Annotated in this window: 23 protein-coding genes and 1 riboswitch; of the genes, 10 read left to right on the forward strand and 13 right to left on the reverse strand. The window is 66.5% G+C overall.

What is annotated here, in order from left to right:
• From ACXJKC_RS10760 to ACXJKC_RS10770, 3 genes are read right to left on the reverse strand one after another with little or no spacing between them, the layout of a single operon-like run.
• Window positions 1-762, reverse strand: a complete 762-nt coding sequence (locus ACXJKC_RS10760; protein WP_456696708.1) for an ABC transporter ATP-binding protein — start codon at window positions 760-762, stop codon at window positions 1-3.
• Window positions 759-1,817, reverse strand: coding sequence for a FecCD family ABC transporter permease (locus ACXJKC_RS10765; RefSeq protein WP_456696709.1), 1,059 nt, complete (start codon window positions 1,815-1,817; stop codon window positions 759-761). The genes ACXJKC_RS10760 and ACXJKC_RS10765 overlap by 4 nt, the downstream gene beginning before the upstream one ends.
• A complete protein-coding gene (locus ACXJKC_RS10770) occupies window positions 1,817-2,806 on the reverse strand; it encodes an ABC transporter substrate-binding protein (protein WP_456697055.1) in 990 nt (329 codons plus the stop codon). The genes ACXJKC_RS10765 and ACXJKC_RS10770 overlap by 1 nt, the downstream gene beginning before the upstream one ends.
• 73 nt (window positions 2,807-2,879) lie before the next feature.
• A riboswitch (cobalamin riboswitch) is annotated at window positions 2,880-3,061 on the reverse strand.
• A 100-nt stretch (window positions 3,062-3,161) separates the two neighbouring features.
• On the opposite strand from ACXJKC_RS10770, the gene gdhA reads away from it, so the two are divergent.
• A complete protein-coding gene (gene gdhA / locus ACXJKC_RS10775; protein ID WP_456696710.1) occupies window positions 3,162-4,505 on the forward strand; it encodes an NADP-specific glutamate dehydrogenase in 1,344 nt (447 codons plus the stop codon).
• Window positions 4,506-4,590: 85 nt separating this feature from the next.
• Here the strand turns inward: gdhA and cofE are convergent, their stop codons facing one another.
• Genes cofE through ACXJKC_RS10800 form a run of 5 tightly spaced genes read right to left on the reverse strand, consistent with a single transcriptional unit; the run spans window position 4,591 to window position 9,366 of the window.
• Window positions 4,591-5,523 (reverse strand): coenzyme F420-0:L-glutamate ligase, encoded by a 933-nt coding sequence (cofE, locus tag ACXJKC_RS10780; protein WP_456696711.1) that lies wholly within the window; start codon window positions 5,521-5,523, stop codon window positions 4,591-4,593.
• On the reverse strand, window positions 5,520-6,482 hold the full coding sequence (cofD, locus tag ACXJKC_RS10785) for a 2-phospho-L-lactate transferase (RefSeq protein ID WP_456696712.1): 963 nt from the start codon (window positions 6,480-6,482) through the stop codon (window positions 5,520-5,522). The genes cofE and cofD overlap by 4 nt, the downstream gene beginning before the upstream one ends.
• A gap of 31 nt (window positions 6,483-6,513) precedes the next feature.
• Complete coding sequence (locus ACXJKC_RS10790; RefSeq protein ID WP_456696713.1) at window positions 6,514-7,854, reverse strand: dihydrolipoyl dehydrogenase family protein; 1,341 nt, start codon at window positions 7,852-7,854, stop codon at window positions 6,514-6,516.
• Between the two features lie 40 nt (window positions 7,855-7,894).
• A complete protein-coding gene (locus ACXJKC_RS10795) occupies window positions 7,895-8,872 on the reverse strand; it encodes a 1-aminocyclopropane-1-carboxylate deaminase/D-cysteine desulfhydrase (RefSeq protein WP_456696714.1) in 978 nt (325 codons plus the stop codon).
• 17 nt (window positions 8,873-8,889) lie between these two features.
• Window positions 8,890-9,366, reverse strand: coding sequence for a PGPGW domain-containing protein (locus ACXJKC_RS10800; protein ID WP_456696715.1), 477 nt, complete (start codon window positions 9,364-9,366; stop codon window positions 8,890-8,892).
• A gap of 68 nt (window positions 9,367-9,434) precedes the next feature.
• Between ACXJKC_RS10800 and ACXJKC_RS10805 the strand changes: the two genes are divergently transcribed.
• Together ACXJKC_RS10805 and ACXJKC_RS10810 are read left to right on the forward strand one after the other, a co-directional pair.
• Window positions 9,435-10,742, forward strand: coding sequence for a class I SAM-dependent methyltransferase (locus tag ACXJKC_RS10805; protein ID WP_456696716.1), 1,308 nt, complete (start codon window positions 9,435-9,437; stop codon window positions 10,740-10,742).
• Window positions 10,739-11,545, forward strand: coding sequence for a DUF1295 domain-containing protein (locus ACXJKC_RS10810; protein ID WP_456696717.1), 807 nt, complete (start codon window positions 10,739-10,741; stop codon window positions 11,543-11,545). Before ACXJKC_RS10805 ends, ACXJKC_RS10810 begins: the two co-directional genes overlap by 4 nt.
• Before the next feature lie 93 nt (window positions 11,546-11,638).
• Here the strand turns inward: ACXJKC_RS10810 and ACXJKC_RS10815 are convergent, their stop codons facing one another.
• Complete coding sequence (locus tag ACXJKC_RS10815) at window positions 11,639-12,328, reverse strand: metal-dependent transcriptional regulator (RefSeq protein WP_456696718.1); 690 nt, start codon at window positions 12,326-12,328, stop codon at window positions 11,639-11,641.
• A 55-nt stretch (window positions 12,329-12,383) separates the two neighbouring features.
• On the opposite strand from ACXJKC_RS10815, the gene ACXJKC_RS10820 reads away from it, so the two are divergent.
• Genes ACXJKC_RS10820 through ACXJKC_RS10830 form a run of 3 tightly spaced genes read left to right on the forward strand, consistent with a single transcriptional unit; the run spans window position 12,384 to window position 15,783 of the window.
• Window positions 12,384-13,739: a cryptochrome/photolyase family protein gene (locus tag ACXJKC_RS10820; protein ID WP_456696719.1), complete on the forward strand. Its 1,356-nt coding sequence runs from the start codon at window positions 12,384-12,386 to the stop codon at window positions 13,737-13,739.
• Window positions 13,740-13,749: 10 nt separating this feature from the next.
• Window positions 13,750-14,457, forward strand: a complete 708-nt coding sequence (locus tag ACXJKC_RS10825) for a hypothetical protein (protein WP_456696720.1) — start codon at window positions 13,750-13,752, stop codon at window positions 14,455-14,457.
• A gap of 36 nt (window positions 14,458-14,493) precedes the next feature.
• A complete protein-coding gene (locus tag ACXJKC_RS10830) occupies window positions 14,494-15,783 on the forward strand; it encodes an MFS transporter (protein WP_456696721.1) in 1,290 nt (429 codons plus the stop codon).
• Here the strand turns inward: ACXJKC_RS10830 and ACXJKC_RS10835 are convergent.
• Window positions 15,758-17,188: an MFS transporter gene (locus ACXJKC_RS10835; protein ID WP_456696722.1), complete on the reverse strand. Its 1,431-nt coding sequence runs from the start codon at window positions 17,186-17,188 to the stop codon at window positions 15,758-15,760. The genes ACXJKC_RS10830 and ACXJKC_RS10835 overlap by 26 nt on opposite strands.
• Window positions 17,189-17,246: 58 nt before the next feature.
• On the opposite strand from ACXJKC_RS10835, the gene ACXJKC_RS10840 reads away from it, so the two are divergent.
• Window positions 17,247-17,711 (forward strand): winged helix-turn-helix transcriptional regulator, encoded by a 465-nt coding sequence (locus ACXJKC_RS10840; protein ID WP_456696723.1) that lies wholly within the window; start codon window positions 17,247-17,249, stop codon window positions 17,709-17,711.
• Here ACXJKC_RS10840 and ACXJKC_RS10845 read toward each other — a convergent pair.
• The 3 genes from ACXJKC_RS10845 to rfbA form a co-directional block, all read right to left on the reverse strand.
• Window positions 17,708-19,036, reverse strand: coding sequence for a glycosyltransferase family 39 protein (locus tag ACXJKC_RS10845; protein WP_456696724.1), 1,329 nt, complete (start codon window positions 19,034-19,036; stop codon window positions 17,708-17,710). The genes ACXJKC_RS10840 and ACXJKC_RS10845 overlap by 4 nt on opposite strands.
• A gap of 87 nt (window positions 19,037-19,123) precedes the next feature.
• Window positions 19,124-19,789 carry a DedA family protein gene (locus tag ACXJKC_RS10850; RefSeq protein ID WP_456696725.1) on the reverse strand — a complete coding sequence of 222 codons (666 nt, stop codon included), beginning with the start codon at window positions 19,787-19,789 and terminating at the stop codon, window positions 19,124-19,126.
• A 62-nt stretch (window positions 19,790-19,851) separates the two neighbouring features.
• The gene (rfbA, locus tag ACXJKC_RS10855; RefSeq protein WP_456696726.1) at window positions 19,852-20,715 is read right to left on the reverse strand and encodes a glucose-1-phosphate thymidylyltransferase RfbA; all 864 of its coding nucleotides are present in this window, start codon (window positions 20,713-20,715) and stop codon (window positions 19,852-19,854) included.
• A 50-nt stretch (window positions 20,716-20,765) separates the two neighbouring features.
• Here rfbA and rfbB point away from each other — a divergent pair, with 50 nt between their 5' ends.
• The 3 genes from rfbB to ACXJKC_RS10870 are packed head-to-tail and all read left to right on the forward strand — an operon-like array spanning window position 20,766 to window position 23,532.
• Window positions 20,766-21,764 carry a dTDP-glucose 4,6-dehydratase gene (gene rfbB / locus ACXJKC_RS10860; protein WP_456696727.1) on the forward strand — a complete coding sequence of 333 codons (999 nt, stop codon included), beginning with the start codon at window positions 20,766-20,768 and terminating at the stop codon, window positions 21,762-21,764.
• Window positions 21,761-22,234, forward strand: coding sequence for a glycerol-3-phosphate cytidylyltransferase (tagD, locus tag ACXJKC_RS10865; RefSeq protein ID WP_456696728.1), 474 nt, complete (start codon window positions 21,761-21,763; stop codon window positions 22,232-22,234). The genes rfbB and tagD overlap by 4 nt, the downstream gene beginning before the upstream one ends.
• Window positions 22,231-23,532: a sugar nucleotide-binding protein gene (locus tag ACXJKC_RS10870; protein ID WP_456696729.1), complete on the forward strand. Its 1,302-nt coding sequence runs from the start codon at window positions 22,231-22,233 to the stop codon at window positions 23,530-23,532. The genes tagD and ACXJKC_RS10870 overlap by 4 nt, the downstream gene beginning before the upstream one ends.
• The last annotated feature ends 5 nt before the right edge of the window (window positions 23,533-23,537 follow it).

Raw genomic sequence — 23,537 nt, forward strand, 5'->3', positions numbered from 1 at the left:
CTATCGGTGCCATACGACGTTGACCCGCCCGGCCGCCTCGTGACGTTCGATCGTGGTCCGTACCCCGTAGACGTCGAGCACCAGGTCGGACGACAGCACATCGTCGACCGGACCGGCCGCGACGACGTGTCCGCCCTGCAGGACGACCAGCCGATCGCAGTACGCGGCGGCCAGGTCGAGGTCGTGCAGGGCGGCGATCGTCGTGATGCCGAGATCTCGTACGGTCGACAAGAACTCGAGCTGGTGTCGCAGGTCGAGGTGATTGGTCGGCTCATCGAGCATCAGCAACGATGGTTCCTGCGCCAGTGCCCGGGCGAGCTGGACGCGTTGACGTTCGCCGCCTGACAGCGTCTGCCATCGGCGGTCGGCCAGGTCATCGACCCTGCCGAGCTTGAGTGCTTCGTCGACCTGCTCGCGTCCCTCGTCGAGCGGCCCGGGCCAGCGACCGCGATGCGGGATCCGTCCCAGCTCGACAACCTGGCGGACCGTGAGGTCCAGCGTCGTCGTCGCATGCTGTTCCAGCAAGGCGATCCGGCGAGCCCGCGCCCGGGTCGGCCAGTCGTGGACCTTCTCGCCGTCGACCTCCACGGCACCCCGCGCCGGTCGCCGTAGCCCGGCGATGACATGCAGCAGGGATGTCTTGCCCGAACCGTTCGGCCCGATCAGACCTGTGACCGTCCCGGACGGGAAATCCGCCGAGACCTCGTGCAGGATCGTCAGGTCCTTGACACCCCAGTCGATCGAGTCGACGACAACCCTCATGTGGCTCTGCCCTCACGGCGCAGGAACCAGGCGAACACCGGGGCACCGACGACGGCTGTGACGACTCCGATGGGGATCTCCTGACCGCTGACGACGGACCGCGCGATGGTGTCGGCCCAGACCAACAGGATCGCGCCGAGCAATGCGCTCAACGGCAGGAGCCGTCGGTGCAGCGGACCCCAGATGAGCCGTACGACATGCGGGACGACGAGACCGACGAAGCCGATCGCACCCGTGAAGGCCACCAAAGAGGCGGTCAGTAGGGCCGTGCCTACCAGCAGCGTCCACCGGGTGGCATTGATCGAGACGCCCAAGGAACCCGCCGAGGACTCCCCGAATGCGAAGGCGTCGAGGTCGGCCGCGAACGCCATGATCAGCACAACGGCCAACAACACGACAACGCACAGGAACAGCACCGACCCCCAGCGCAGACCCGCCAACGAGCCCAGCGTCCAGCTCAGCACCCGACGCGCAGCGTCGTGGTCACCGCTCATGATGACCACGAATGAGGTGTACGCCGCGCAGATCTGACCTATCGCGACACCCGCGAGCACTGTGCGGCCGGGCGGCAGATCGCCCGAGCGTCCCGTCGCCAGCGCGAGCACCAGCACCATCGACGCCAGCGCACCGGCGAAGGCGCCCAGCGTGATCATGGTCGCCGAGATCAGCCCCGCGACGCTCACACCGAGCACGATGACGCTCACCGCGCCGACCGCCGCGCCTCCCGATATTCCAAGCAGATACGGATCAGCCAGGTCATTGCGGGTCAACGACTGGAGCACCGCGCCGCAGATCGCGAGACCGGCACCAGTCGCTGCCGCGCCGAGGACTCGCGGCAGCCGCAGCTGCCAGACGATCTGATCGTCGAGCCGGGAGATGTCGCCGCCCGCACCGAAGCGTTGCAGCAGGACACCGGCGACCCGATCGACCGGGATCGACACCGCCCCGATGCCGAGCGCGACCGTCATCGTCAGAATCAGGATCGCGGCGAGTAGCGCGAACGGGACAGCCCCGGTGATTCCGGCCGGTCGCTGCCGAACCTGCTGCTGGTGCATCAGTTCGCGGCGAGCTCGTCGAGTCCGTCCGCCACTCGCTGGGCACCGTCGGCCAGACGCACACCGGGCGTCGACTCCGAATAGGGCAGGATCACGAACTTCTTGTCCTGCACTGCCTTGAGCTTGCTGAGCGCCGGATCCTTCTCCAACAGCTTGATCTTGTCCGCCGCCGACGACCAGCTTGCATCGCCGAGCACGATGACGTCCGGATCGGCCGCGATGACCTTCTCCCAGCTGACATCGGCCCAGCCGCCCTTGAGGTCGGCAAACACATTGGTCGCGCCGACCGCATCGAGGATCAGCTGCGGTCCACCTTCTCCCGCGCCGGCGAGTGCGGTCTTGTCACCGGAGTCGAACCAGAACACCTTGGTGTCGGCGCCGGCCGCCTGCTCGGTCAGGTCGGCGAGCAGCTTCTTCTGATCGGCACGGATCGTCTCAGCCCGGTCGGCCACACCGAAGACCCGTCCTACCGTGTCGATCTCCTCCCACACCGTCTCGAACGAGACCTCGCGCGGATCGTCCTTGCCGCACCCCAAGGGAGAGTTGTACGAAGCGATATCGAGCTTGGCGAGTTCGGCCTGCGGGCCGGCAACTTCCTTGTCGAAAGCGCTGATGTACGAGGCATAGACGAAGTCAGGACGCGCCGCGAGCAGCGTCTCGTGGTCCGGGTACTCCTTCGACAAGACCTTGACCGAGTCGTAGGCGGACTTCCACTTGGCCGGCACCTGATCATCGAGATATGCGGTGCCCGCGAGCTGCTTCTGCAGGCCGAGGGCCAGCATGACCTCGGTCGCGCCCTGGTTCATCGTGATGGCCCGCTGCGGCTTCGCCTCGATCGAGGCGGTGTTGCCGCAGCTCACGGCCTCGACGGGATAGCCCGCATCCCTCGGGCTCGCGGAACCATCGGAGTCCGGGGCACCCGCGCATCCGGACAGCAGCAAGGCGGCGGAGGCGAGAGCGATCGGGAGGGAAGACGGCTTGATAGGCAGGGGTGACAGTCGGAACATGAGTTCTCTCTTTATCCGGAGGCTCGTGCGCGAAGCCTGGTGGCGGTTGACGTGGACCGACGGTCCACGGCCAGCAGGTCTTCGGACTCGGGATCAACCGGACGGCGCGCCTTCCCGGACCTACATGGTCCAGTGGCCTCGTGCTCCGCCCGTCACCCTCACCGCTGCGCGTCAGTCCCGGATTCTCACCGGGTTCCCTGGCTCATCACTGAGTTGACTGGCAGAGGCAATCTAGCATCCGCGAAAGCACACCGGGTCACCCCCTGACAAACATGATGTCTCCAATCGGTAGGGTGCCTCGGGGCCTTCTGCCCCCGATTGGGAGGTTGATCCAACGATGTTGCACTCCAGCCTGCAGGCTGTCCACGACGAGATGCTCGCCCGCAATCCAGGTGAGATCGAATTCCACCAGGCCGTGTCGGAGGTGCTCGACAGCCTCGGGCCCGTCGTCACCAAGCACCCCCACTACGCAGATGCGGCGATCATCCGCCGCCTGTGCGAACCCGAACGGCAGATCATCTTCCGGGTTCCCTGGGTCGACGACGCCGGGCAGGTGCAGATCAACCGAGGCTTCCGCGTCGAGTTCAACTCCGCGCTCGGTCCGTTCAAGGGCGGCCTGCGGTTCCACCCCAGCGTGTACCTCGGCATCGTCAAGTTCCTCGGTTTCGAGCAGATCTTCAAGAACGCCTTGTCGGGTCTGCCGATCGGCGGCGGCAAGGGCGGCTCGGACTTCGACCCCAAGGGTCGATCCGACGCCGAAGTCATGCGGTTCTGCCAGTCATTCATGACCGAGCTGTACCGCCATATCGGTGAGTACACCGACGTGCCCGCCGGCGATATCGGTGTCGGTGGCCGCGAGATCGGCTACCTGTTCGGTCAGTACAAGCGCATCACGAACCGCTACGAGTCAGGCGTCCTGACCGGCAAGGGTCTGACGTGGGGCGGCTCTCAGGTCCGCACCGAAGCGACCGGCTACGGCACGGTGTTCTTCGTCAACGAGATCCTGAAAGCCTCGGGCGATTCCTTCGACGGCAAGCGCGTCATCGTGTCCGGATCGGGCAATGTCGCTCTCTACGCCGTCGAGAAGGTCCACCAACTCGGCGGAACTGTCGTGGCCTGCTCAGACTCCAGCGGCTACGTCGTCGATCCCGCAGGAATCGACCTGGAGCTGCTCAAGGAGATCAAGGACGTCCAGCGCGAACGCATCAGCAAGTACGCCGAGGCTCGCGGCGGCGATGTGCGCTTCATCGCCGACGGCGCGATCTGGGACGTCCCGTGTGACATCGCGCTGCCGTGCGCGACCCAGAACGAGCTCGACGAGCAGCACGCCAAGACGCTCGTCGCGAATGGCTGCAAGGTTGTCGCGGAGGGCGCCAACATGCCCGTGACCCCTGACGGGACCAAGCTGCTCGTCGATGCCGGCGTCAAGTTCGCACCCGGCAAGGCCGCCAACGCCGGCGGCGTGGCGACCAGCGCGCTGGAGATGCAGCAGAACTCCTCACGCGACTCCTGGAGCTTCGAGCACACCGAGGAACGCCTCGCCGAGATCATGCGCGGTATCCACCAGCGTTGCCTCGAGACCGCCGACGAGTACGGCGATCCGGGCAACTATGTCGCCGGTGCCAACATCAACGGCTTCACCCGCGTCGCCGACGCGATGCTGGCCCTCGGCGTCATCTGACCGCCCCCACGGGGGACGGAAGAATCGGGTTCTGTCCGCGATATCGCGGTCAGAACCCGATTTTTCCGTCCCGCGGGCCGAACCCCTACGGGTGGAGTGCCCGGCCCAGGATGCGCAACCGTTCGGCCAGCCGACCGGCCTCCCGGTGGGCGGCGGGAGCATCGGTCACCGCCGAGACGATCAGTTCGCCGTCGACATCCTCGACAACCGCCAACGCAGAGTCGATCCCCTCGCGGGCCAACTCCACCAGGTCATCACCGGCTTCTGGCGTCGGAAATCCCCGCAACTCCTCGCCGTAGCCCGCCGCGACCAGCACCGCATCGCGCGAGCCCAGCCCGAACAGGTCACCGTCCTCGTCGCGGATCAGCGCCGAGGCCCCCGGCGCGTCAGCAACGAACCACTCCGCAGGCAGGCCCCGGACGATCACGACCGGCCGGCCGCCGAGCTTGCCCGCCACCAGGTCGGCAGCGGCGGCGATCTCGTCGGCTATCGCCGGTGCCGTCACCGCCAGGAGATTGCCGTACGGGTCCTCGACTCCCTCATATGACAGGAACGGCAGGATCCCCGACGCCCCGATCGCCAGATCGGTCTGGCCGATCCGCCACGCCCGTCCGGCCGTGTCGGTCACGATGACGCCGACCGCGACGCCGGTGAGCCGCAGGAGGCCCGCGCGGATACCGTACGCCGAAGCATCGGGGTCGCGCGGAAGGGCGATGACGGTGCCGGCGTCGAGATTGGATGCATCGATACCGGCCGCAGCGAGGGTCAGACCGCCGTGGGTGCGCACGATCCGGGTCTTGCCGCGCCGGGCCACGAGCCGATCGGTCTCGGCTTCGAGCAGATCGTCACGGTCCCCCGACGTGGCCAGACCCGCGGCCTTGCTGACGATCTTGCTCGTCACGACGACCACATCGCCGTCCTGCAGTGGTTCATCGAGGTGGTCGACGATGATGGCCGCGAGGTCGTCTCCGCTACGGATCTCGCCGATACCGCCGAGAGCCCAGATCTGCAGAGTCATCGGCCGGCCAGCTCCGCGGCGAGCGCGAGCGTGTCACGGGCCAACTGGGCGGTCAGATCGTCGTCCGACATGTAGAGCGGCACCGCCCGTCCCACCAGCTCCGACTCTTCGACTGCCGGCAGTTCGGCGACATCGGCCGAGTCGATCAGCCAACCGTCGAGCAGGCCACCCGAGGAACGGGCACCGAAGTGCCGGGCCACCCCGGACGCGCTGATCTCGAGCCCCAGCCCGGTCAGCAGCTGATCGGCCATACCGCGCACCGCCGCACCGCCGATGATCGGCGAGACACCCACGACGGGTGCGGGGGTCTCACGCACGGCCCGGGCGATCTCGGCGACCGAGAGAATCGCACCCGTCGAGACGATCGGATTGGACGGCGGAAGGATGACCCGGTCGGCGGTCATGATCGCCTCGACGACGCCCGGTCCGGCCGTCGCCTTCTCAGCGCCGACGAACTCCAGACCCCTCACCGGGACGGTTGCACGAAGGCGGATCCAATACTCCTGGAAGTGGATGATCCCGTCGTCGGTCGTGATGTGCGTTTCGACCTCGTCCTCGGTCATCGGCAGCAGCCGCACACCCGGCTGCCAGCGCTCACAGAGCCGGTCGGTGATCGTCGCCAGTCCATGGCCATCGCGCAACATCTCGGTGCGGATCAAGTGCGTCGCGAGATCGCGATCGCCGAGACCGAACCACGTCGACCCCGCCCCGTACGCCGCCAGATCCTCCTTGGCGTTCCAGGTCTCGTCGGTGCGGCCCCATTTGCGTTCGGCATCTATGCCGCCGCCGAGGGTGTACATCACAGTGTCGAGATCCGGGCAGACCCGCAGACCGAAAACCCAGATATCGTCCGCGGTGTTGCCGATGACCGTGACCTCGTCCTCGGGCGCCTTCGCCGCCAGCAACCCGGAGATGAACCGCGCGCCACCGACGCCACCCGACAGCACCGTGATCTTCATGGCGTCCATTCTGCCGGAGGGGGACAGCTCGTCAGAGTGCGGACTCGATCGCGCGCCAGAACGTGGGATAGGCATAGATCGTATTGGTGAGCGTGGCTGTCGAGATCTCACCGCGCACCGCGAAAGCCAGCGCGGCCAGGGTCTCTCCGCCCATCGGTCCTGCGCTGGTCGCACCGATGACGACGTCACGTTCGACGTCGATCACGAGCTTGATGAGCCCCTCGTTGCCGGCCTTGTGCAACCAGCCCCGACTGCTCTCGGGGATCTTCGCGATGCCGACTCTCACGTCGATGCCCTTGTCCCGTGCCTGCGCCTCGGTGAGACCGACCGCGCCGATCTCCGGGTCGGTGAACGTCACCCGTGGCAGGCTCGTGTCGTAGGCGCCGAGTTCCTCACCCAGGATCGACCGCGCCGCCCGCTCGGACTGGTACATCGACACGTGGGTGAAGGCGCCGCGGCCCACGATGTCGCCGATCGCCCACAGTCCGTCGCGGACCTGCATGGCGTCGTCGGTCTCGAGGAATCGCCCCGGTTCGACGCCGACCGTGTCGAGACCGATGTCGTCGAGTCGGGACTTGCGACCCGCTGCGACCAGCACCTGCTCGGCCTCGAAGGTCTTGGAGCCGCACGTCACGTGGAAGCGGCTGCCGTCATGGGCCACGGCGTCGATCGAGATTCCGGCATGCACCCCGATGCCCTCCGACGTGAGCACGCCACTGATCAGCTCGGAGGCTTCGGGCTCTTCGACCGCCAGGACGCGAGGCGCGACCTCCAGGACCGTGACCCGGGTGCCGAACCGGGAGAAGGCCTGGGCGAGCTCGAGACCGATCGCCCCGCCGCCGATCACGACCAGCGACGCCGGAGCCTGTTCGGCCGCCACGATGTTTCGGTTGGTCCAGAACGGGGTGTCGGCCAGGCCCGGGATCGGCGGTGCCGACGCAGTCGTGCCGGTGTTGAGCACGACGCCCTTTGCGGCGACGTACGTGTCATCGCCGACGACGACGGTCCGATCGCCGGCCAACCGACCATGACCGCGCACCAGTCGGGCGCCCGCCGCAGTGATCCGGTCGGCGGCGACGGTGTCGTCCCAGTTGTCAGTCGCCTCATCGCGGATCCGGCGGGCCACGACCGAGAAGTCCGGCGTCACGGTCGACGTGCCCGCGAGCTGGGCGACCCGCCGGGTCTCCGCGATGACATTGGCGGCCCGGATGATCATCTTGGACGGGATGCACCCCCAATAGGGACACTCGCCGCCCACAAGTTCGGCCTCCACCGCTACGACGTCGAGGCCCGCCTTGGCGAGCCTGGCGACCAATGCCTCTCCCCCGGGGCCGAGACCGACAACGACGACATCACAGGTGTGCTCAGACATGAGTTCATGGTGTGCCACGACGCCCGTCAGCGCCAGTCCATCAGGTGTGACGCGGGCCGTGGGTCTGCAAGAACAGCACGGGTCCTTCCAGATCCGAACCCAGGCTCCGGATCGCGCCGAGCGCCTTCGCGGTGTACACGGGCTCCAGCTCGAGGCCGAACCCGCCGGCCAGTTCGAGCGCCTCGTCACCGGCCTGCGTCGTCGCGCCGTACGTCTCGCCCATCCAGCGGTCGCTCGCCGCCAGGTCGTCCGGTCCGAGTTCGATCGAGACGTCGGCTCCGCGTTCACGCAACAGCGCCGCCGTCTTGTTGGCCAAGGCGCTGATCGTCACGGCGTCGAGCCGGAAGGAGTCGTTCACCACGACCCCCTGCACGCGGGTGCGCAGTCCCGCCAGTCGGAGACCCAGTAGCAGACCCGCCGCCGTCCCACCAGAGCCCACCGCGGTCACGATCGTCGCCGGTTCGGGCATGACCCCGGACTCGACCTGGGCGGCGATCTCCAGCGCCGTCTCGACGTACGCGAGGGAGCCGATCGGCGAGGAACCGCCTGCCGGAAGGTAATACGGCAGACGTCCTCGCGAGGAGTATCTGGCCAAGAGCCATGGCGCCGCGAGCTTGAGTCGGCCGACAGTGCGATAGCGGTGCAGGATCGCCCCGGAGTCGCCGAGTCGACGCATCTGCGCACGGACATGCTCGTCGACGGGCTGGTCTATCAGCCCGAGGACGGTACGGAGACCGTTGTCGCGGCCGTACAGCGCCGCGGCCAGACCCCAGTGCGTCCCGATACCGCCCACGGTCAAGATCGTCGGGCGACCGCGTCGGTGGGCGTCAGGAATGATCCATTCGAGTTTGCGGACCTTGTTCCCGCCCCAATCTCCGTCGCCGAAGACGCCCTCGTCCTTGATCCACACCTCACTGCCCAGGCCGTCCAGGTCGAGCCTGGTCACCGGGGTCGGTCCCGTCCCGAGCGCGATGTGCGGCAGATCTGCTGCGGGGAAAAGCTCACCCAGTCGACTCATGCGACCAGCGTAGGAGGTTACCGGGCCGCCGACGTCGACTTCTGCTGCGGCTCGCGCCACCTGATGATGCTGTAGATCAGCAGTCCGAGCGCTGCGATCGCGGAAGCGAAGATACCCAACGCCGTGATCCAGCCGGCGGCGGGCAGTTCGGGGCCGAAGCCGACTCCCAGCACGTCGAACTCGGGGATCTCCGGTTCGATCCACCACATGACGCCCAGGAACACGAGCCACACGACGCCCAGCAGGCTGAACATGATCCGGGGCCAGGTCGCGACACCGAACTTGGCCGCGCTGATCGCACTGCGCTCCAACGGCTCCAGAAGCCGTTGGGCCCACACGTAGCGACGGGCCAACAGCGCGATGCCCGCCATCAGCACCAAAGTGCCGGGGCCGGGTGCCGGCATCATGATGATGCCGACCGGTACCAGGATCCACCCGAGAATCTGGGTGCCCGTTCGCAGGAACCAGCCCTTGACAGCAGTCCCGACACTCATGAGAACATTCTGCCGCATCGTGACAATTCAGCTGGCGGAACCCCGGGGCTGCAGGTTGACTTGACGTTGTGAACACTGCCTCAGCGCTCTTGTCCCTCGCCGAAGAGACACTCGGTCTGAAACTCCCGATCCGGCTACGCACCTGGGACGGCAGTGTGGCCGGTGTGCCGGGCGCCCCGGTCGTGGTGATCCGCGACAAACGCGCACTGCGCCACATCATCTGGCAGCCCGGTGAACTCGGCGTGGCACGGGCGTACGTCCAGGGCGACCTCGACGTCGAAGGCGACCTCGGCGACGGCTTGCGCGCGATGTGGAATGCGGTACGCGACGCCAGAACCCTCGACGCGGCCGCCGGGCGGCCGAAGATCGGCCCCAAGCAGGCCGCCAAGGCCGCAGCGCTGGCCCTGCGGCTCGGCGTCATCGGCCGTCGTCCGCCAGCGCCGGCCGCGGAGTCGGCTCTGACCGGCGAGCTGCACAGCAAGGAACGTGACCAGGCCGCGATCTCACACCACTACGACCTGTCGAACGACTTCTACGAGCTGATCCTCGACCCGCATATGGCCTACTCGAGCGGCTTTCACGTCACGCCCGAGATGACACTCGAAGAAGCACAGACCGCCAAGCTGCACCTGATCTGCAGGAAGCTCGGCCTGCAGCCTGGCATGAGGATGGTCGACATCGGTTCGGGCTGGGGATCACTGACGCTCTTCGCGGCCGAGCACTACGGCGTCCACGTGACCGGGGTGACCCTCTCGGTCGAGCAGCGCGACTACGTGTTGGCCAGAGCGGCCGAACGGGGACTGTCCGACAAGGTCGACGTGAGCCTGCGTCACTTCCGCGATCTCGAGGCCTCCGGCGTCCACGACGGTGAGATCGACGCGGTCGCCTCGATCGAGATGGGCGAGCACGTCGGCGACGCCGAGTACGTCGTCTTCGTCAAGTCGATCTTCCGCTATTTGCGGCCGGGCGGCCGGGTGCTGATCCAGCAGATGTCGCGCAGCAACGACGCCCCCGGCGACCGTCCCGGCGGTGGACCGTTCATCGAGACGTACATCGCGCCCGACATGCACATGAAGCCCCTGGCCAAGACGATCGGCCTGATCGCCGACTCGGGCCTGGAGATCCGCGATGTGCAGGCGATGCGCGAGCACTATCCCCAGACCGTCGCGGGTTGGGCGGCCAAGCTCGAGGAGAACTGGGACACCGCGGTCAAGCTGATCGGCGAGGAGTACGCCCGCGTGTGGCGGTTGTACCTCGTCGGCGGTGCGCTGGCGTTCGAGGAGAACCGCATGGGCGTCGACCAGATCCTGGCGGTCAAGCCGTCCGCGCGCGGCGTCAGCAATATGCCGGCCACTCCCCTGGAGTGGCTCGCATGATCGACAACGATCTGTCGCAGACCGTCGCGACGCTGTTCGGCGGCCTCGGTGTCGTGGTGGCGTTCATGGCACTCGGCCTGGGCCTGGCGCAGATGCAGAAGAAGCTGACCGTCGTCGACACGATGTGGGGTCTCGGCTTCGTCCTGGTGGCCGCCCAGGCCGCTTTCGTAGCCTCCGGTGGGGACGGCGACGCGTCGATCCGCTGGATCCTGCTCGCGATGGTGGGCCTGTGGGGATTGCGGCTCGCGTGGCACCTGCACCGTCGCAACAACGGTCAGGCCGAGGATCCGCGATACGCCGACCTCGCCGAGCGCGACGGTCGCTCGTTCATGCAGGTCGCGCTCGCGCGGGTATTCGTGCCGCAGGGCATCGCGATGTTCTTGGTCGCGACGCCCATCATGGTCGGGGTCAACAACCTCGACATCTCGACGCCGCTGCTGGTCGTGGGTGTGCTCGTGTGGGCGGTCGGGCTGTTCTTCGAGGCCGTCGGCGATGCGCAGCTGGCCGCGTTCAAGGCCGATCCCACCAACAAGGGCAAGATCATGGACCAGGGGCTCTGGCGCTATACCCGGCACCCCAACTACTTCGGCGATGCCTGCGTGTGGGCCGGCATCTGGATCGTGGTCGCCGGCTCGTGGGTGGGCCTCGCCACGATCATCAGCCCCATCGCGATGACGCTGTTCTTGACCAAGGTCACGGGTGCCTCGCTCAACGAGAAGGGCATGAAGAAGACCAAGCCCGGCTACGACGACTACGTCCGCCGCACCTCGGGCTTCATCCCTCTCCCACCCAAACGCTCATGAGTCACTGAGTTACCGCCCGAGAGTCACTGAGTAACCAAGTTCTGTAACTCAGTGACTCGCAGCAGGTAAGCGAGTGACTCACGAGCGTTGGGGTCAGGCGGTGACGAAGATGTGTACTGCTGCTTCGCCGTCGATCTCGGCGGTCTCGCCCTGGCGCGCGACGACGACGCCGTCATGCCCCTGCGAGACCAGCACGTCATTGCCCGGCAGGACGCCGACCCGGCGCAGCACGGACATGACCTCGGTGTCGGTCTGCAGAGGTTCGCTGATGCGGCGGACCACAAGACGGACCGGCTCGGTCGTGCCCTTGACCGCGACGGTCATGGGCACGACGCCCTCGAGGTAGTCGGGCTCGACGGACGGCTGACCCAGTTCTGCCAGACCCGGGATCGGGTTGCCGTACGGCGACTCCGTCGGGTGCTCGAGGATCTCGATCAGGCGGCGCTCGACTTGCTCGGACATCACATGTTCCCAGCGGCACGCCTCTTCGTGGACGTATTCGATCTCCAGCCCGATGATGTCGGTCAGGAGCCGCTCGGCCAGCCGGTGCTTGCGCATCACGCGGGTCGCGAGCTGACGGCCCTTGACCGAGAGCTCGAGGTGACGATCGCCCTCGACGGCCAGCAGACCGTCACGCTCCATGCGGGCAACCGTCTGACTGACAGTCGGTCCACTCTGGTGAAGGCGCTCGGCGATACGCGCACGCAGCGGGATGACGCCCTCCTCCTCCAGTTCATAAACTGTGCGGAGATACATCTCGGTAGTGTCGATAAGGTCACTCACGCGCCCATTGTCCCATGCTCTGCAGAGATTGCGATCAACTACGAGAATGGGTCTCATGACAAAGTCCGTGATGTGGTTTCGGCGCGACCTGCGGATCGCCGACAATCCGGCAATTCTCCAGGCCCAGAGCGCCGGCACAGACGGTGTCGTCCCGCTGTTCGTGCTCGACGACACACTGTGGGCGCGGGGCGCAACGGCACGCACGGCCTATCTCTCGCAGCTGCTCGCCGACTTCTCGGCCCGCGTCGGCGGTCTGCACATCGTGCACGGCGATCCGGTCCAGGAGGTCGTGCGGGTTGCGCGGTCGGTCGACGCGACGAGCGTCCACATCGCGGCCGACTACGGGCCGTACGGATCCGCCCGCGATCGCGCCGTCGAGGCCGCGCTGGATGCCCACGACATCTCGCTGGTCCGCACGGGATCGGCCTACGCCGTCGCGCCGGGCAGGGTCACGAAGGACGACGGCACCGGCTACCGGGTGTTCACGCCGTACTTCCGGGCCTGGCAGGAGCACGGCTGGCGCCGACCCGCCGACCCGGCCACCGACATCCCGTGGACGAGCCCCGACGAGGAATGCGCACCGATCCCCACGGCTGACGTCCCCGAAAGCATGCACCTGCCGCCGCTCGGGGAGGACGCCGCGCGTGACCGCTGGCAGGAGTTCCTCGATCAGGATGTCGCCGAATACGATTCCGCGCGCGATCTGCCCGGCCCCGACCGGACGTCGCGCATGTCGGCGCATCTGCGTTGGGGCACGATCCATCCGCGCACGCTGCTGGCAGACCTCGCTCCCAGGCGCTCCGCGGGCGCCGCCGCTTACGTCCGTGAACTCGCATTCCGTGAGTTCTACGCAGACGTCCTGCACCAACGCCCGGACTCGGCGTTCGGCTACTACAACCGGACCTTCGAGCACATGGACTACGACGTGCCGGGTGATGAGTTCATCGCCTGGCAACAAGGCCGCACCGGAATCCCGATCGTCGATGCCGGGATGCGCCAGTTGCTTGCCGAGGGCTGGATGCACAACCGGGTACGCATGATCGTCGCGAGTTTCCTGGTCAAGGACCTGCACGTGGAATGGCAGCATGGCGCTCGTCATTTCCTCGATCTGCTGATCGATGGGGACCTGGCCTCCAATCAGCACGGATGGCAATGGGTCGCCGGTTCAGGAACCGACGCATCGCCGTACTTTCGCATCTTCAACCCCATGACGCAGGGCAAGAAGTTCGATCCGGACGGCGAGTACGTCCGTCGGTGGGTGCCCGAGCTCGCCGACGTCCCCAGCAGACGCATCCACACACCGTGGGAACTCGACCAGCCGCCGGCCGACTATCCCGCCCCCATCGTCGATCACGCACAGGAACGGACCGAGGCACTACGGCGTTACGAGGCCATTCGCACGTCTCGGTAGGGTCGGACCCATGGTGACGATCTCGGCACAGTTCAACGGTCCCGAACACTCCGGCAACGGCGGCTACGTCGCCGGCCTGATCGCCCAGGAGGTCGACCCGGGTGTACCGGTCACCTCGACTCTGCGGCTGCCGCCCCCGCTCGACGTCGCGCTCAGCTGGGAACACGACGGCGAGCAGGTTCGCCTGCTGACCGGTGGTGGAGCCATCGTCGGCGACGCGAAACCCGGCGCCTTCGCCCGTGAGGTGCCGGTCTGTCCGACGGCCGAGCAGGCCAAGACCGGCCTGGCCAACTATCCGGGCTTCGCGCACCATCCATTCGGCAAGTGCTTCACGTGCGGTACTGACCGTGACGAGGGCGACGGGCTGCGGCTGTTCACCGGCCCCATCGGGCTGGGCCGCACCGCCGCACCCTGGACCCCGCATGCCGCATTCGGCGACGCGAACGGCCAGCTCGACATTCCGACAACGTGGGCCGCACTGGACTGCCCCGGTGGCTGGGCGGCCGATTTCAACGCCCAGACCATGGTGTTGGGCCGCATGACTGCCCACGTCACTCGCGCGCCCGCCGCCGGTGAGGATCTGCTGTCAGTAGGCGAGCTCCGGGCAACGGAGGGGCGCAAGTTCCTCACCGACACCGCGCTCTACACGTTGGACGGCGAACTGCTCGGTCGTGCGGAACAGGTCTGGATCCAGATCGACATCGCCGACTTCCGCTGAGCCACCTGTTTCGAGACAGGCGTAGCATCGGCTGACGTGCCGCAGCTGTCGATCTCCCACCTCTTCGCGGACACCCGCCCGCTGCGCAATCAGCACTTCCGGCGGTTGTGGACCGCCAACATCATCACGGTCATCGGCGCCCAGCTGACGGTCGTGGCCGTACCGGCGCAGCTCTACCTCGACACCGGCAACTCGCTCTACGTCGGTCTCGCAGGCCTCTTCGGTCTGGTGCCGTTGGTGATCTTCGGGCTGTACGGCGGCGCGCTCGCCGATGTCTTCGACCGTCGCACGATGCTGATCATCACGACGATCGGCCTGATCGTCACCAGCGCACTGTTTTGGGTGCAGGCCGCAGTCGGCAATACCAATCCCTGGCTCCTGCTGTCGCTGTTCTCGGTGCAACAGGCCTTCTTCGCGGTCAATCAGCCGACCCGCTCGGCCATCATCCCCAAACTCGTCGAGCCGGAGCTGCTGCCTGCCGCCAACTCCCTCAGCATGACCGTCACGATGGCCGGGTCGATCGCCGGACCGCTCGTGGCCGGGGTGCTGATCCCGATCATCGGGTTCGAGTGGATGTATCTGATCGATACGTTCACCCTGTTCGCAACACTCGGCGCGGTGGTCCGGCTGCCGTCCCTCAAGGTCATCGACGCCGCCACGGCGGTGCCTGGCCTGCGGGCCGTCATCGACGGGTTCGTGTATCTGCGCACCCAGCCGGTCCTGCTGATGTCATTTGTCGTCGACCTCATCGCGATGGTCTTCGGCATGCCCCGGGCACTGTTCCCGGAGATAGCCCACACGTCATTCGACGGTCCTGATGCGGGTGGACTCGTGTTCGCCCTTCTGTTCGCTGCGATCCCGGCGGGTGCCGTGATCGGAGGCGTGTTCAGCGGCTGGGTGTCACGCGTGCATCGCCAAGGTCTCGCGGTCGTCGTCAGCATTGTGATCTGGGGTCTGTCGATGGCCGGATTCGGTCTGGCCGTGGCGCTGGCAGACACCTGGATGACGCCGATGCTGGTGCTGGCTCTCGTGATGCTCGTGATCGGCGGAGCGGCCGACATGGCATCGGCAGCATTCCGCACCAGCATGTTGCAGGCCGCCGCCGACGACGCCATGCGGGGACGTCTGCAGGGTGTGTTCATCGTCGTCGTGGCGGGCGGACCCCGCATCGCCGACACGTTGCACGGGGCCTCGGCCGCAGCGGTGGGGACAGCAGCCGCAGCGGCCGGCGGAGGTGTGCTGGTCGTCATCGGCGTCGTGCTCGCAGCCCTGGCAGTGCCGTCCTTCGTGCGCTACCGCATCAGCCGTGCCGCGACGACCGACTGACGTGAAGTTCAGGAGTCTTGGCCGACATCCCGGCGGCAACCACGGCTGAGACAAGCAGGGCACCGACCGAAACCCACCAGGTCGCGATGAAGCCGTCCTGCGCGGCAACTCCTTGCTCGCTGCCCACGAAGGCGAACAAGACGCTGACGCCGATCACAAAGCCGATCTGGCGCGACATCGTGATGATCGCGCTGCCCGTCGCCGATTGGTCCGAACGCAGATCGCGGGTGCCCCCTGCCATCAGATTCGGCAGAGCGAAGCCGACCCCGATCCCACCGAGGATCCAGCCGGGCAGATATGCCGTCGCATAGGCCGGTGTCGCGCCCATCTGTGTGATGAGCCAGACATTGCCCAGCGCGCAGAGCGCCGAGCCGATCGCGACGAGCCGGGCCGGAGTCAGATGAGGCAGAAAGCGATGTGTCAGCGCGGCGGTGACCGGCACCAGCGCCGGACCTGCCGCGATCGCGAATCCGGTGCGCAGTGCCGAGTACCCCCATATCTGCTGCATCCACAGGATGCCGACGAGCAGCTGGGCCGCGAATGCGATGTTGAACGTCAGCATCGCGATGTTCGTGTAACGAAATGACCTGACTCGAAGGAGCGCCGGATGGATGACCGGGGACACGTGACGGCGGGACTGCCAGGCGAAGACCAATGCCAGAATCGCGGCGGCAACCAGCGAGCCGACGGTGCGGCCGCTGGCCCAACCCCAGTCATTGCTCTTGGTCAGCCCGAGCGCCAACAACCCGACGGATCCTGCGAACAGCACGGCGCCGGCAAGATCAGGACGCTCCGCATCACTGTCTGCCCGCGCGTTGTCGACAGTCGAGACCGCAAGCCAGAGCAGGACGGCACCGATCGGAATGTTGATCAAGAAGACCCAGTGCCAGGTGATCTGCGTCAGCACTCCGCCGACCGTGGGACCGATCGCCGCCGCCAGAGCGCCCGTCGCGGCCCACAGCCGCACCGCTCCGACGCGCTTGTCCGGCGGCAGCGCGCCGATCAGGATTCCCAGACTCGTGGGCGTCATGGCCGCTGCCCCGGCGGCCTGAAGCACCCTGAACGCGACCAGCGCCCAGACATTGCCGCTGAGCGCGCAGGCAGCGCTCGCCAGCACGAAGACCGCGATCCCTGCGATGAACATCTGCTTGCGGCCATATCGGTCGGCCAACCGACCGAACGGCACGAGCAGCGCCGCATACGCGACGGCGTACGCGCTGAGCACCCAGCTCAGATCGGCCGCAGTCGGGCCTCCCGGCCCGCCGACACCAAGATCGCGGCCGATGTCATCGAAGGCCACATTGACCACGAACAGGTCAAGGCTCGACATGAACGCGGCGCCGATCGTCACGAGCACGATAAGCCGGGTGCGTCGGGACTCGACCCTCTGACTTGATATTTGCATAGCCAGGATCGTAGTACCTGACTATGCTCTTGCCTAGCCAGAGGGTAATATCGGCGCCATGCCCATGCAGCTTGCAGGCCGACTTGCCGGTTCCGACCGTCCCTCGCCTGGCGATCACTGTCCTATCGATCGCGCAATGCAGATCGTCGGCACCCGATCCGCGATGCTGCTGATGCGCGAAGCCGCCTATGGCACGACCCGGTTCGACGACTTCGCGGCACGCGTCGGAGTCAGCGACGCGATCGCGTCCTCCCGGCTGCGCGAACTCGTCGAAGCCGGGCTGCTCGAACGACGCCCCTACCGCGATCCGGGACAGCGCACCCGGCATGAGTACGTTCTGACCCGGAGCGGCACCGATCTGGTTCCCGTGGTCCTCGCGCTGGCCGACTGGGGACGCAAGCACGCACCTGCACGGTGGTCGCCGACGTTCACACATGCCGGCTGCAATGCCGAGGTGAGCGTCAGCGTCAGGTGTGCTGCCGGACACGATCTTGCTGCCGAGGACATCGTCGTCACGGGCTAGCGACGAGTCCACAGACTCAGGTGGGTCACCCCGAACGACTCCACTGCCACAGGTTCGAACCCACGCGACAGCTGCCGAAGCTCAAGGTACTCCAGACGACGCGGATCCCCACGGTTGATCACCCAGACCCGGCCGACCCGCGCGGGAATCGCACCAGCCATCACGATCTCGAGCCGCTCGAACGCACCGCCGTAAGCGTTGACGAACGGCATGAAGTTCGACGGGACCGGCATCAAGACGTCGGTCGCCCGGGCAGAAGAAGTGAGGGTCCGGGTCAGTGACCGCAGATCCTCCGACCGATCGGCCTGTGCGCGGTACTCACGCTGTGTCGGCAAGCCCAGAACCGCGATAGCCCCGAACACGACGACCACCACAGCCGCCGTGACGGGTCGACGTCCATTCCCCAAGGCTCGCGCGATCCCGACGATTCCCGCCCCAACGAGCAATGCCAGCGCCGGAACGACGAACAGCACGTAACGGGCGGTGAACATCGGATGCAGCTGCGACACCGCGAATGACGCCACCACCGGCAAGATCGCCCATATCAACGGCAGCGGCGCCCGGCGCAGGAACCAGGCGCCGGCAACTGCTGCCATCATCAGCAAAATGCCCAGCGAGTGGGTGCCGCCGAGCAGATCGCCCCACTCGACCAACTCCGACCACCCCGGTGACGTGATCCAGAACAGTTGCCGCTCACGCTGACCGACGGATACCAGCACCAACGGCGCAAGGACGAGTCCTGCGGCCACCCAGGCCACCACCATTCGGACCCACATCTTTCGGGCGCTGAGCAGCACATAGAGGCCATGGGCCGTAAGCAGCAGAAGACCGTACAGGTGCAGGAGACCCAGCGCCGTGACAAACCCTGCATAGGCGGCCGTCCGGCGCCACGACGGACGTTCGAGGAGCCTCAACAACGCCAGCGACGCGAACACGGCCACAGCGCTCACCAGGGCGTAGGAGCGCCCTTCCTGGGCATAGCGGCTACTTACGGGGAGCAGGGCATACGTCATCGCGGCGCATGTCCCGGTCAAGGTTCCCGACAACCGGCGGCCTATCAGACCGATTCCGAGAGTTGCCGCGACAAGGCCGATGACCGACGGGAGGCGCACACCCAGTTCCACCGGATCGATCCAGATCGTCAGCCGTACCAGCAGATAGTGCGCCGCATGCACCGCGTCGTACTCGCCCCATTCCCGCCAGGCGGTGTCGAATGGTTCGCGTGCGAAGTGCGCCGTGACCGATTCGTCGCGCCACAGCGACGGAACCGTGATCGACCAGAATCCTATGACGGCGGCAAAGACGGCAGGAGCGATCAGAGCCACTGCTCTCCATCGCGTCGTGGCGGCATGCCCCCGATGATCCACGTGGGTGGACCCTACCCGACACCGCTGCCACGGGATCCGGATTCCTCAGATCCGGGTCTCCCCCACCAATGCCATGAACGTCGGTCGGCGCGGCAGGACACCAGTCGCCAGCTCCAGGGACGTGACGTCGGGGGCGGCCCGAGTGGGGCGTACACCGATCACGGTGCGGACCACCAGCAGCGGGAGGAACACTGCGGCGATCAGCACGACGATCAGCCAACTCGCCCGTCCGGCCACCGAAAGGACCGCCGCCGCGAGCGATCCGCCGCCGACGTAGACCGTTGCCCAAAGCATCGAACCGGCCAGAGACGCCGACACGAATCGTCGATAGGCCAGGCCGGAGGCACCGGCGACGGCAGGCGTCACGGTGCGCACGACCGGGACGAGTCGGGTCAGAAATATCGCTGCTCCGCCGCGACGGCGCAAGAGGCCCGTGGCGCGGTCGTAGTGCTGCTGACCGATACGGCGAACCAGCGACGTCTCTCGCAGCGCTTCGCCGTATCGCCGTCCTAGCAGGAAGCCGACGTGATCGCCCATACAGGCGCCGATCATGACCGCCAGCCCCAACAGGCACGTGTGCAGCGGCGACCCCATCGAGGCGGCCAGGACGACAACGACCGTCTCGCCCGGTACGAATATCCCCAGTCCCAGCCCTGACTCAGCAAATGCCAGGGCAAGACCCAATCCGAGTGTCAGCACAAGAGCTGTCATGCCCTCAGCCTGAGCTGACTACACGACTAACTGCACACGTGCAGGTGACCAGTTCGCGAACATCAATCGCCGAGCAGGCCAAGCAGGTAGTCGCCGTAACCGCTCTTGGCGTAGGCCGCGGCCTGAACCCGAAGACCGTCGTCGGACAGCACACCGGTACGCCAGGCGGCTTCCTCAGGACACCCGATCGACAGTCCTTGACGCTTTTGAACGGTGCGGATGAACTCCCCTGCCTCGCCCAACGAATCGAAGGTTCCGGTATCGAGCCACGCGACGCCGCGCTCGAGCACGTCGACCCGCAACCGCCCCTCTTCCAGATACATGCGGTTGAGATCGGTGATCTCCAGCTCACCGCGGGCAGACGGCTTGAGATCGGCCGCCTTCTCGACGACGTCGTTGGCGTAGAAGTACAAGCCCGGAACGGCGAAATGACTGCGTGGCCGCTCGGGCTTCTCTTCCAGCGAGATCGCCTGACCTGATGCATCGAACTCCACGACACCATAGGCCTTCGGATCGTCAACGCGGTAGCCGAAGATCACCGCACCATCGATGTCCGTGAACCGCGAAAGCTGTGTGCCGAGCCCGGCACCGTAGAAGATATTGTCGCCCAATACCAAGGCGACCGACTCGTCGCCGATGTGGTCGGCGCCGATCACGAATGCCTGAGCCAGACCGTCGGGGCTCGGCTGGACGGCGTAGGTGATCGAGATCCCCAGCTGTGAGCCGTCGCCCAGCAACCGCTTGAACTGCTCGGCGTCATGCGGGGTCGTGATCAGCATGACGTCCGAGACGCCCGCGAGAATCAGCGTCGACAGCGGGTAGTAGATCATCGGCTTGTCATAGACAGGCAGAAGCTGCTTGCTGACTGCCGTGGTGACCGGGTGGAGACGTGAACCGGTACCGCCGGCCAGAATGATTCCGCGCATGCGCACATGGTAGGCGAGCCCCTTCACACCAACTGACTAGGCTGTACTCCATGCAAACTGTGCTTGTAACCGGTGGGGCCGGCTTCATCGGCTCCAACTTCGTGCGTCACCTGATCGGGACGACAGACCTCGAAGTCACAGTCCTCGACAAGCTGACCTACGCGGCCAGCCGCGAGAGCATCGACGATCTACCAGTTGATCGCTGCAAGCTCGTGGTCGGCGACATCACCGACGCCGCACTGGTCGACGAGCTTGTCAGTCGCCACGACGCCGTCGTGCACTTCGCTGCCGAATCGCACAATGACAACTCGCTCAACGATCCGAGCCCGTTCGTGCAGACGAACCTCGTGGGGACTTTCACCCTCTTAGAGGCTGCCCGCAGGCACGATCGAAGATTTCATCACGTCTCGACCGACGAGGTGTACGGCGATCTCGACCTCGACGACCCGAGCCGGTTCACCGAGGCGACGCCGTACGAGCCGTCGAGCCCCTACTCGGCGACGAAGGCAGGTTCGGATCTGCTGGTGCGGGCCTGGGTCCGTTCCTTCGGAGTGCGTGCGACGATCAGCAACTGCTCCAACAACTACGGACCGTTCCAGCACGTCGAGAAGTTCATCCCGCGCCAGATCACCCAGCTCATCGACGGCGAACGTCCCAAGGTCTACGGCGACGGCCTCAACGTCCGTGACTGGATCCATGTCGAGGACCACAGTCGCGCGGTCCTGACGGTCCTCGAGAACGGCGTGATCGGAGAGACCTATCTGATCGGCGCCGACGGTGAGCGCAATAACCGTGAGGTCGTGGCTCAGCTGCTGGCGCTGTTCGGCCGCAGCGCGGACGACTTCGACCACGTGACTGATCGGCCCGGTCACGACCGCCGGTATGCGATCGACTCCACGAAGCTGCGCACCGAACTGGGGTGGCAGCCGAAATTCGCCGACTTCGAGGCGGGCCTGGCCGCAACGGTCGACTGGTACCGCGCCAACGAGAACTGGTGGCGTCCGGCGAAGGCGACCACCGAGTCGATGTACCAACGACAGGGGCAGTGACGGTGACGACGGTCCTGACCTACGGCACGTTCGACCTGTTCCACATCGGCCACCTCAACCTGATCAACCGGCTCGCGGCCCTCGGCGACCGACTCGTCATCGGGGTGTCGACCGATGAGTTCAACGCCGGCAAGGGCAAGACGTCCGTCGTGTCGTACGAAGACCGGGCCCGGATCATCGAGAGCATCAAAGGCGTCGATCTGGTCATCCCCGAGACGTCGTGGGAACAGAAGGTCGATGACATCAAGAAGCATGACGTCGACATCTTCGCGATCGGCGACGACTGGCGCGGCAAGTTCGACGAACTCGCCGACTTGTGCGAAGTCGTCTATCTACCCCGCACCGACGGGATCTCCAGCACCGAGATCAAGCAGATGCTGCGGGTGCTCGATCCCTCGCATATCACCGAGATGCAGGACGCCCTCGCGGTCATGAGCCGCCTCCTCGAGCACTACCGGGACCTCACATGACGGAGCTGACCTTGACCACCACGCCGATCCCCGGCCTGGTGGTGCTGCGACTCCCTGTCCACGGCGACAACCGCGGCTGGTTCAAAGAGAACTGGCAACGCGAGAAGATGGTCGCCGCCGGGCTGCCCGACTTCGGTCCGGTGCAGCACAACATCTCGTTCAACACTTCGGCCGGCGCGACCCGCGGTATCCACGCCGAGCCGTGGGACAAGCTCGTCTCGGTCGCCACGGGGCGCGTCTTCGGCGCGTGGGTCGACCTGCGGGCGGGAGACTCGTTCGGCGCGACGTTCCACGTCGAGATCGACCCGTCGACCGCGGTGTTCATCCCGCGCGGCGTCGCCAACTCCTTCCAGACGCTGGAGGACGGGACCGCGTACACGTACCTCGTCAACGACCACTGGAGCCCCGACGCCAAGTACACCAACGTCAACCTCCTCGACGAGGCCATCGCGATCCCGTGGCCGCTGCCGCTGGCCGAGGTCTCCGACAAGGACCAGGCGCATCCGCGGTTGGCAGACGTCACGCCGGTCCCGGCCAAGCGCACCGCCATCATCGGTGCCGACGGTCAGCTCGGACGGGCCCTGCGCGAGTTGCTGCCCGATGCCCTGGCGCTGACCCGCGCCGAGCTCGATCTGACCGATCCGGCCTCGTACGACGTCGTTCCGTGGCGCGATGTCGACACGATCATCAATGCTGCGGCATACACGAATGTCGACGGCGCGGAGACGCCTGAGGGCCGCAGAAGCGCCTGGGCCGTCAATGTCACGGCGATCGCGGAGCTGGCCCGCCGGGCCATCGCACACAATCTGACGCTCGTGACGGTGTCGTCCGACTACGTGTTCGACGGCACCGCCGAAGTCCACGCGGTCGACGAGCAGGTCTCACCGCTGGGCGTCTACGGCCAGACCAAGGCCGCCGGCGAGGCGGTCACTTCGACAGTCCCCAAGCACTACATCGTGCGGACCAGCTGGGTTGTCGGCGATGGACCTAACTTCGTCGCGACGATGCAACGCCTGGCCAAGAACGGGGTGAGCCCGTCGGTCGTCGACGACCAGTACGGACGTCTGACGACTGCCGACGAACTCGCTGCCGGCATCATCGACCTGGTTCGCGGTGGAGCGCCATACGGAATCCATCACGTGACGGGCGGCGGACCGGTCAAGACCTGGGCCGATATCGCCCGCGATGTCTTCGCCGCCCTGGGCCGGGATCCGTCCGATGTGACCGGCGTCAGCACCGAAGAATACGCCGCCGGAAAGCCGACCGCGCCCCGTCCCAAGTACAGCGCCCTCCACTGACCCCT

This window comes from Aeromicrobium sp. P5_D10, assembly GCF_054049535.1.